This window comes from Leisingera coralii, from assembly GCF_049056525.1.
GTDB classification, from domain to species: Bacteria; Pseudomonadota; Alphaproteobacteria; order Rhodobacterales; family Rhodobacteraceae; genus Leisingera; species Leisingera coralii.
The window spans coordinates 1-9,232 of the sequence record NZ_JBHUPT010000089.1 but is presented as its reverse complement, the minus strand read 5'-3'; the positions used below and the strand labels follow the sequence as shown (position 1 = coordinate 9,232).

General features: G+C 63.2%; 9 protein-coding genes. 8 read left to right on the top strand and 1 reads right to left on the bottom strand.

What is annotated here, in order from left to right; genetic code table 11:
* On the bottom strand, positions 1-2,108 hold a 2,108-nt coding region (locus ACFMBG_RS22240), incomplete at its 3' end, for a methyl-accepting chemotaxis protein (RefSeq protein WP_421056857.1).
* A gap of 424 nt (positions 2,109-2,532) precedes the next feature.
* Between ACFMBG_RS22240 and ACFMBG_RS22235 the strand changes: the two genes are divergently transcribed.
* The 8 genes from ACFMBG_RS22235 to ACFMBG_RS22200 all read left to right on the top strand — a co-directional run bounded on the left by ACFMBG_RS22235 (position 2,533) and on the right by ACFMBG_RS22200 (position 9,075).
* Positions 2,533-2,820: an STAS domain-containing protein gene (locus ACFMBG_RS22235; RefSeq protein WP_421056856.1), complete on the top strand. Its 288-nt coding sequence runs from the start codon at positions 2,533-2,535 to the stop codon at positions 2,818-2,820.
* Positions 2,817-3,191, top strand: coding sequence for a response regulator (locus tag ACFMBG_RS22230; RefSeq protein WP_421056855.1), 375 nt, complete (start codon positions 2,817-2,819; stop codon positions 3,189-3,191). The genes ACFMBG_RS22235 and ACFMBG_RS22230 overlap by 4 nt, the downstream gene beginning before the upstream one ends.
* Before the next feature lies 1 nt (position 3,192).
* Complete coding sequence (locus ACFMBG_RS22225) at positions 3,193-5,361, top strand: chemotaxis protein CheA (RefSeq protein ID WP_421056854.1); 2,169 nt, start codon at positions 3,193-3,195, stop codon at positions 5,359-5,361.
* Complete coding sequence (locus ACFMBG_RS22220; protein ID WP_019297432.1) at positions 5,351-5,833, top strand: chemotaxis protein CheW; 483 nt, start codon at positions 5,351-5,353, stop codon at positions 5,831-5,833. The genes ACFMBG_RS22225 and ACFMBG_RS22220 overlap by 11 nt, the downstream gene beginning before the upstream one ends.
* The gene (locus ACFMBG_RS22215; protein ID WP_421056853.1) at positions 5,830-6,693 is read left to right on the top strand and encodes a CheR family methyltransferase; all 864 of its coding nucleotides are present in this window, start codon (positions 5,830-5,832) and stop codon (positions 6,691-6,693) included. Before ACFMBG_RS22220 ends, ACFMBG_RS22215 begins: the two co-directional genes overlap by 4 nt.
* A gap of 33 nt (positions 6,694-6,726) precedes the next feature.
* A complete protein-coding gene (locus tag ACFMBG_RS22210; RefSeq protein WP_421056852.1) occupies positions 6,727-7,113 on the top strand; it encodes a response regulator in 387 nt (128 codons plus the stop codon).
* Positions 7,114-7,115: 2 nt separating this feature from the next.
* Positions 7,116-7,442: a hypothetical protein gene (locus ACFMBG_RS22205; protein ID WP_421056851.1), complete on the top strand. Its 327-nt coding sequence runs from the start codon at positions 7,116-7,118 to the stop codon at positions 7,440-7,442.
* 133 nt (positions 7,443-7,575) lie between these two features.
* Positions 7,576-9,075 carry a caspase family protein gene (locus ACFMBG_RS22200; protein WP_421056850.1) on the top strand — a complete coding sequence of 500 codons (1,500 nt, stop codon included), beginning with the start codon at positions 7,576-7,578 and terminating at the stop codon, positions 9,073-9,075.
* The last annotated feature ends 157 nt before the right edge of the window (positions 9,076-9,232 follow it).

Sequence of the window (9,232 nt, the reverse complement as noted above, 5' to 3'; positions counted from 1 at the left end):
GCCGCGTTCTGCTGCGTCACCTGGTCCAGCTGGGTGACGCCGGTGTTGATCTCGTTGAGGCCGGTCGACTGCTCTGCGGCGCCCTCGGCAATGCCGGAGACCAGCTGCGAGATATGGGTGACCCGTTCGACGATGCTTTGCAGCGCCTCGCCGGCCTTGCCGACCAGATCCACCCCGCGCTCGACCTGTTTGGAGCTGTCGCTGATCAGCGTCTTGATCTCCATCGCCGCGTCCGAGGAGCGCTGCGCCAGCGCCCGCACCTCGCTGGCGACCACGGCAAAGCCCTTGCCGGCCTCGCCCGCCCGCGCCGCCTCAACCCCTGCATTCAGGGCCAGCAGGTTGGTCTGGAAGGCAATGTCGTCGATCACCGAGATGATCTGGCTGATGTGGTTCGAGCTCTGCTCGATCTCAGTCATGGCGGACACCGCGCTCTGCACCACTTCGCGGTTGTTCTCCGCCTCGGTGCGCGCCTCGGCCATGGTTGCTTCGACGCTGCGGGCGCCTTCGGCAGCGGATTTCACCGAAGCGGTCAGCTCATCCAGCGCCGCCGCAGTCTCTTCCAGCGTCGCGGCCTGGCTCTCGGTGCGGTGCGAGAGGTCATCGGAGGCCTGGCTGATCTCGGCAGCGCCGTTGCGGATGCTGCCGGAGGCCTCGATCACCTGCTGGACGGTGCCGCTCAGATTGGTGACCGTGCTGTTGAAGTTCTTCCGCAGCTGTTCGTACTCCTGCGGGAACGGACCCTTGATCTGCTGCGAGAAGTCGCCGTCGGCCAGTTGCATCAGGCCCGCGCTCAGGTTTTCGACCACCTCCTGCTGCTGCCTCTGCATTTCAGCGCGTTCCTCTTCCGCAGCGCGGGCCTGCTTCAGGTCCTGCTGCATCGACACCAGCGTCTTGCCGATCTTGCCGATCTCATCGCTGCGGCTGGCGGCTGTGACGGTGATGTCGAGATTACCGGAGGACACCGCCTCCATGTTTTCACAGATCCGGTCGATCGGCTTGGTGATGGAGCGGGCGAACAGCCAGCCGAAGAACGACATGCCGCCGGCGCAGATCAGCGAGGCCAACAGCAGCATGTTGCGCTTTTGGACCGCCGGGGCCATCAGTTCAGCCAGATCCTGCTCGGCGATGATCGCCCAGTCTGCGAAGGCCAGCGGCAGCGGTTCCGAATAGGCCAGCACGGGATGCCCGTCGAGGCCGGGAACACCAGTCTGCACATGCGACTTGCCGTCAAAGGCTTCCACCACCTGCTTGGTCGGCGGCAGCTGCGAGAGCACTTTGAAGCCGCCTTCGAACCGCGAATTCGTGCGGGCCTGCATATCGGAACCCGCCAGATAGATCTGGGTGGTTTCGCCCATGCCCTGCTCATTGTTGACGATCGACCCGATCAAGCTGACGGGAATCTGGACCGCCAGCACACCGACGGTGAGATTGGCGTCATTCACGACCGGCGACGCGGCAAAGGCAGCCGCCGCACCCGCGCTTGGCGCATAGGGCTCCATATCGGCAAAGAACACCTCGCCGCGGCTGCCTTCGAGCGCTTCGCGGTACACCTTCGCAAGGCCGGAGTCCTTGAACGGCCCGGACATCATGTTGGTGCCGAAATCGCTTTCCTTGAACACCGAATAGACGATGTCGCCGGCCAGGTTGATCAGGAAGGCATCATAATAGCCCTTGCTCTCGGTCAGCGTCCTGTAGGCCGGATGAAAGCTCTCGTGATGCATGTGGTAGGGCGAGTCGCCCTTGCCGCGCGCCAGCAGATGTTTCTCGCCGGCCGGATGCGGGTTGTCGTCGATATAGGCCTGGCGCAGAACCTCGCCCGGATTTCCCTCCAGGTCGTTCCACGTCATCGTCAGCCATTCAATGGCGGTTGCCGTTGACGGCACCGAGGCCAGCGTCCGGACATCCGCATGAATCCCGTCCAGCAGGGTCTGCACCGACAGCTTGCGGTCCGCCACCATGGAGCTCAGTTGATCCTGGGCATTTGTTTCTGCGCTGCGCTGGAAGCTGATGGTGCTGATGGTGACGAGAATCGCCGTCACAAGCACAACCAGTCCAACAACAAACAACGGCAACTTATGTGCCAGTTTAAGCGACTTCAGGGCTTTCATTCCGTCCTCCTAAGAGTGTTGCGGTCTGGGCCACCGCAAATGATGATGCCACTCAGGATGTCGCGCAGATGTTAATTTGCAGCTTACGGAAGGGCAGCCTGACCCTGTTCAACAGCAAAAAAGAGCCGGAATCCGCAGCGCAACAGCGTCACTCCGTAAAGGCCCGGTAAAGATGCAGCTGCTGGCTGTGCGCAGCATACTGCACACAGCCGAAAGCGCTGCAGCGCCGCGGCCAGGTGATTCCCGGGCCTGTCCGGCCACTGTTAAAAATTGACGGGAATTTCGACGCGGAATTGCCCGGCCTCTCCTTATGAATCCCCCTCCACCGGCGCGCGGCGGCAATCAAATGTTAAGGCCCCGCACCTATCAATTGCTTCATCGAACTCGAACTGATCGCCGACAACGGGGGTGCGAATCGCCGAACATGACAACGGAAACGCAAAAGCACATTCTGGATCTGCCGAATGCCTTCGCGGAGCTGGATCCGCTGATCGCCTTTCTGCAAGGGGCGCGCGCCAAGGCTGTCGAAATCGACTGCAGCGGCGTGGCTCTGATGCCGTCGCGCTGCCTGCAGATTCTGCTCGGAGCAGAGCAGCAGTGGCGGTCCGAGGGGGTAGGCTTCTCAGTCACCAACATCACCGAATCCTGCCGCAAGTCCCTGACGCTTCTGGGGCTGGAGCCCAACCGTTTTGAAGACGAGGAAACAGCATGAAGACCAAAGTTCTGGCAATCGACGATTCCCGCACGATCCGGAATCTTCTGGCCGCAACCCTGGAAGAGGCCGGGTTTGAATACCACTGTGCGGTCGATGGCCGCGAAGGGGTGGACATGTATTCCGACGTCGACCCCGACGTCGTCATCACCGACATCAACATGCCCAACCTCGACGGTTTCGGCGTGATCGAAGAGCTGCGCGGCCACGGCATCAACTCCAAGGTGCCGATCCTGGTGCTGACCACCGAAAGCGCCCCCGAGCTGAAGGCCCGCGCCCGCGGCGCCGGCGCCACCGGCTGGATCACCAAGCCGTTTGACGATGCCTCGCTGATCTTTGCGCTCAAGCGAGTGACCGGAGCTGCGGCCTGAGATGTCCGGCTCGATTCAGGATACCTTCTTTGAGGAGTGCGAAGAGCTCCTCGAAGCAACGGATGAGGGGCTGACCGCCATCGAAGGAGGCGATCACGACCCTGAGGTGGTCAATGCGATCTTCCGCGCCGTGCACTCGATCAAAGGCGGTGCCGGGGCCTTTGGCCTGGATGACCTGGTGGCCTTTGCCCACCGGTTCGAAACTGTCTTCGACGAGGTGCGCTCGAGCCGGCTGGAGCTGGACGAAAAGCTGATCCAGCTGCTGCTGCGCTCCAGCGACCACCTGTCGGCGCTGGTGGAAGTCGCCCGCGACGGCGGCCAGATCGATGAAGCGCACCACGACACCCTGCTGGCGGCGCTGGACGAATACATCCCCGAAGAAGAGGAAGACCTCACCTTCGAGCCGATGGGGCTTGGCGGCCCGGCGCCGATGGCTGACCTCGGCGGTATTGGCGGTGCCCCGGCGGCACCGCAGGAAGAGACCTACCGGATCCGCTTCCAGCCGCTGAAGGAGATGTACGGCACCGGCAACGAGCCGTTCTTCCTGTTCCAGGCGCTCAAGGACATGGGCGAGCTGACCGTGAAGCTCGACGAGAACGAGCTGCCCGGCTTCGACACCATGGACATGGACGAAAGCTACCTGGCGTGGGACCTGGTGCTGGTAACCAAGGAGCCCCGGTCGGTGGTCGAGGCAGTCTTCGAGTTTGTCGAAGGCCTGTGCGAGCTGTCGATTGCCGGGGATGGCGATGCGGAAGCCGAGGCAAACGCCCTAGCCGCCCTGGACGCGATGTTCAGCGCTCCGCCCGCGCCGCCTGCCGCGGACAGCGCAGACGGCGAGGCCTCTGCCGCCCCTTTTGAACCGCCGGTCCCCGCACCTGAACCCGAAGCCAAGCCGGCAGCTGCCGAGGAAAAGGCATCGGCCCCGAAAGCCGAGAGCGGCAAGCAGGAGCAGCGCGGCGGTCCCAAGCCCACGCTCCGCGTCGAGCTCGAGCGGGTGGACCGGCTGATCAACGCTGTCGGGGAGCTCATCATCAACCATTCGATGCTCGCGCAGCAGATCGCCAATCTCAATGTTTCGGATACCCGGGATGTCGAGACGGAGCTGGAAGGCTTTAAGAACCTGGCGCGCGACATCCAGGAAGGTGTCATGGCCATCCGCGCGCAGCCGGTGAAACCGCTGTTCCAGCGCATGGCCCGGATCGTGCGCGAGGCCTCGGCCGCCACCGGCAAGACCTGCAAGCTGGTCACCGAAGGCGAAAACACCGAGGTCGACAAGACGGTGATCGAACGGCTGTCCGATCCGCTGACGCACATCCTGCGCAATGCGGTCGACCACGGCATTGAAAAACCCGAAGACCGCGAAAGCGCGGGCAAGGTCAAAACAGGCGAAATCCGGCTGTCGGCCTCGCACCGCTCCGGCAGCGTCTGCATCGAGATCAGGGACGACGGCGCAGGCGTGAACCGCCCGCGGGTCAAGCAAATTGCAATCGAGAAGGGGCTGATCCCGGAAAACGCCGAACTGACGGACAGCGAGATCGACAACCTGCTGTTTGCGCCCGGTTTCTCCACGGCCAAGGAGATCTCGAACCTCTCCGGCCGCGGCGTCGGCATGGACGTTGTGAAGAACGCGGTAACCGGCCTTGGCGGGCGCATCAACATCTCCTCCGCGCCGGGCAAGGGCTCCACTTTCACCATCATCCTGCCGCTGACGCTGGCGGTGATGGACGGCATGGTGGTGTCGGTTGCCGATCAGACCATGGTGGTGCCGATCACCTCGATTGTCGAAACCATGCGCGGCAGCGACGACATGATCAACAGCCTGGGCGCCGACGGCACCCTGCTGTCGATCCGCGGCAACTTCGTGCCGATCTGCGATGTTGCCGGCGGGCTGGGCCTCTACCGCGAAAGCGACCAGCAGGCCGGCGTCTACCTGCTGGTGGAGACCGAAACCGGCCAGCGCTGCGCCCTGGCGGTGGATGACATCCACGACCAGCGCCAGGTGGTGATCAAGAGCCTGGACGGCGTCTGCGGGGAAATTCCCGGCGTCGCCGCCGCAACCATCCTCGGCGACGGTAAAATCGCCATGATCCTGGACCCAGAAAGCATCATTGCGGCCTCGCCCACAGCAGCCGCCTTTGACACCGAGCGGAGAATGAGCAATGCAAGCTGAAGTGAAGCAAACCGATCAGGAAGTGAAGCACGCTGAACACAGCGAGTTCGTCAGCTTCACCGTGGCAGGCCAGGCTTTCTGCCTGAAGATCACCCAGATCCGCGAGATCCGGCGCTGGTCGCCGGTGACCATCCTGCCGCATGCCCCGGCCGATGTGCTGGGGGTGATGAACCTGCGCGGCGCGGTGATCCCGATCTATGACCTGTCGGCCCGTTTCGGCCTGCAGCAGACCGAAGCCAGCGAGCGCAATGTGGTGATCGTGGTCTCGGTGCATGGCAAGCCGGTCGGGCTGCTGGCGGAGTCGGTCTCGGAAATCATCTCGATCAACCCGGATGACATCCAGGACACCCCGCCGGTCGACAGCCGCAACACGATGGAATACATCCAGGGCATCATCTCGCATGATGACACCATGGTGCGCATCATAAACCTGGATGCGGTGATCTCGGCTCCGGAGCAGGTGATGCCGTGAGCGCAGAAGGTTCCATCTCTCCCGCAGCTGAAAGCTTTTCGCTCTCGGACCAGGAATTCGAAGCCATTGCGCAGTTTGCGCACAAGCACTTCGGCCTGGCCCTGGCGGCAAGCAAGAAGCCGCTGGTGTCCTCGCGGCTGGCGCGCAAGCTGCGCCAGCGCAATTTCACCAGCTTCAAGGAATATCTGGCTTGCCTGGACGGCCCCAGCGCCGAACAGGAGCGCAGCGGCCTGCTGTCGCTTCTGACCACCAACGTGACCCATTTCTTCCGGGAACCGCACCATTTCGAAACTCTGCGCAGTGACGTGCTGCCGCCGCTGATCGAAAAGGCGCGGCGCGGCGGCCGGGTAAGGCTGTGGTCGGCGGGCTGCTCCAACGGGCAGGAACCCTATTCGATTGCCATGACCGTCCTGGATCTGTGCCCGGAGGCGGCCAAGCTGGACTTCAAGATCCTGGGCACCGACATCGACCCGGTGGTGGTGCGTCATGCCCAGGCGGCGAAGTATCCCGAGGACGAACTGGCCCAGATCGACGCGAAATACCGCAAGCTGGTGCCCGCCCGCGACTCCGGGGGGCGGCTGCCGGACAGCCTGCGCAAGCTGATCACCTTCGGGGTGCTGAACCTGATCGAGCCGTTCCCGTTCCGGGGCAAGTTCGATGCCATCTTCTGCCGCAACGTGGCGATCTATTTCGACAACCCGACCCAGCAGAAGGTGTGGCAGGCCTTCCAGAATGCCCTGAACCCGGGCGGCTACCTCTTCATCGGGCACTCCGAGCGCATGTCAGGCCCGGCAGCGCAGCACCTGAAGACGGCCGGGATCACAACCTATGTTAACTCACCCGCTGGCAGGACTCCCTGACCACGGCTGCAAGCAGAGCAGAAGGAAAGAAAAATGAGCTTGAAAGACTCTCTCCGCGTTATGGTCGTTGACGATATGTCAACCAGCCGGGGGATCATCACACAGAGCCTGGATGAGATCGGCATCAAGAACTACATGGTCGAAAACTCCGGCCAGGGCGCCTACCAGAAACTGGTTCAGACGCCGGTGCACATGGTGCTGTCCGACTACAACATGCCGGGCATGGACGGTTTGGGCCTGCTGAAGGCCCTGCGCAGCCACCAGGTCACCCAGCGGGTCGGTTTCATTCTGGTCACCGGCAAGCCGACGCCGGAGATGATCCAGGTCGGCAAGCAGATCGGCCTCAACAACATTGTCCGCAAGCCGTTCACGGTTGCCACGATGAAACAGGCCATCGAACAGGTCGTCGGGCGGCTGTAACGATGGAGCGTCCCGGCAAAGCCCTGAGCGAACTTTGCGCCGCCTCGGCGTGGGAAATGGAGCAGCTGCGCGGTCAGATGCAGGCGCTGGAAGACGTCGTGCTCGACGTTCTGGAACGGGGCACGCCGCCGACCAGCCAGGAACTGCGCTCCCTGCAGGACTTCGATCTGGTGATCCAGACCCTGGCCGGGCTCTCCGGTTTCTACAAGCGCGTGCAGGCGCAGGTTGACGAGGCAGGCCCCGCCGATCTGCCGGCCGCCGCGGCAGGGGTCACCCTGGAAAAACTGCGCGAACGGCTGCGCTCTGCCAGCAGCATGGCAAGCACTTGAACTCCCCGGCCCCGCCCCGCCCCGTCAGGGCGGGGCTGCCTTGCCGGCCCCTGCCGCCGCGAATTTTCTTTTTTAATTGCTGCCGCCGCGGACTACATTGGGCATAGCTGAAACCGCCAGCCCGGGTATCCGTATGTCTTTCCTTTTCAAACCGTTGATTTTCACTGCCTGCCTGCTAATTGCGGCAGGGGCACAGGCTGCCAGCGACCGCATTGCCCTGGTCATCGGCGTGGCGCAATACCAGTATCTGCCGCCCCTGGAAAACACCCGCAACGATGCCGTGGCGATGGCGGACACGCTGGAGGGGATCGGCTTTGACGTCAGCCTGGCGCTGGATCCGGGCACCGCGGAAATGGAGCAGATGCTGGATGATTTCGCCTTCCGCTCCGAAGTCGCCGACTTGGCGCTGGTCTATTTCGCAGGCCACGGGATCGAGGTTCAGGGCGAGAATTTCCTGATCCCGGCAGACGCCAAAGTGGCCAGCAACCGCGATGTGCAGCGCCAGTCGCTGTCGCTGAAACAGCTGCTGGCGGCAGTGGACCGGGCCCGCAAGATGCGCATCGTGATCCTCGACAGCTGCCGCGACAACCCGCTGGGCGACTCCATTGCCCTGGAGCAAGGCGGCAGCCAGACCACTGACACCACGGCAACCACCCGCGGCGGCGGCGGCATGGCGCCGGCCGATCCGGACCGCGGCACCCTGGTCGCCTTTGCCGCCAAGGATGGCCAGGTGGCGCTGGACGGCAGCGGCAGCAACTCCCCTTATGCGACAGCCTTGATGGAGAAAATGGTGCAGCCCGGGCTGGAGATCAGCCTGATGTTCCGCCAGGTGCGCGACCGGGTGCTGGAGACCACCGCCAACCTGCAGGAACCCCATACCTACGGTTCGCTGACCGGGGTCCCCTTCTATCTGGCCGGCCCCGGTGAGGACGATGCGCCGGTGTCCGTGGCCGATGCCTCCGCCGCCTGGGCCGCGCTGAAGCCCGACCAGGAGGAGCAGCTGCTGGCGCTGGCCGACCTCGGCGACACCCGTTCGATGCTGGGTCTGGCCTATATCCGCCTCAACCCGAATGAGGGCCGGTTTGACCCCAAGGCAGCCGTGGATTTCCTGCAGCGTGCCTCGGATGCCGGCTCTCCTGAAGCACAGTTTGAACTGGCCAAGCTTTATGAGCGCGGCACCGGTGTCGAAGCCGATCCGGCCAAGGCATTGGAGCTGTATCAGGCCGCAGCAGCCCAGGATTTTGCCGATGCGATCAACGATCTTGGGTTTTTGCACTACCAGGGCGGGCTGGGCCTGCCCGCCAATCCGCAAAAGGCGCTGACTTTCTTTGAGCGCGCCGCGGACCTGCGCCATCCGCAGGCTCAGTTCAATTTCGCGGCGCTGATCGACGATGGGTTGATCCCCTCGAAAGGCCCTGAAGATTCAGCGCATTACCTCTATGCGGCGCTGCGCAGCGGCAGTTCTGATGTGCTCAATCTGCTGAGCGAACGCCCCAAAATGTTCACCGCAGAGACGCGGCGCGCGCTGCAACGGAAACTGAAGGACAACAACTTCTATGCGGGCGCGATCGACGGCGACTTCGGACCGGGAACGCAAAGGGGTATCCGTAAGGCTTATGGACTGGAGGGATAACCGCCCTACTTCAAGCCGATGTTGTTACATCGTGCTTTGTTCCTCGTTCTGCTCACCTGTTTCCTAAACAGTCCCTTGGATAGCCAAGCCGGCGGCTATGGCGGCGCCGGCGATGGCGGCACCGGCGATGGCGGCACTGGCGATGGCGGCACCGGCG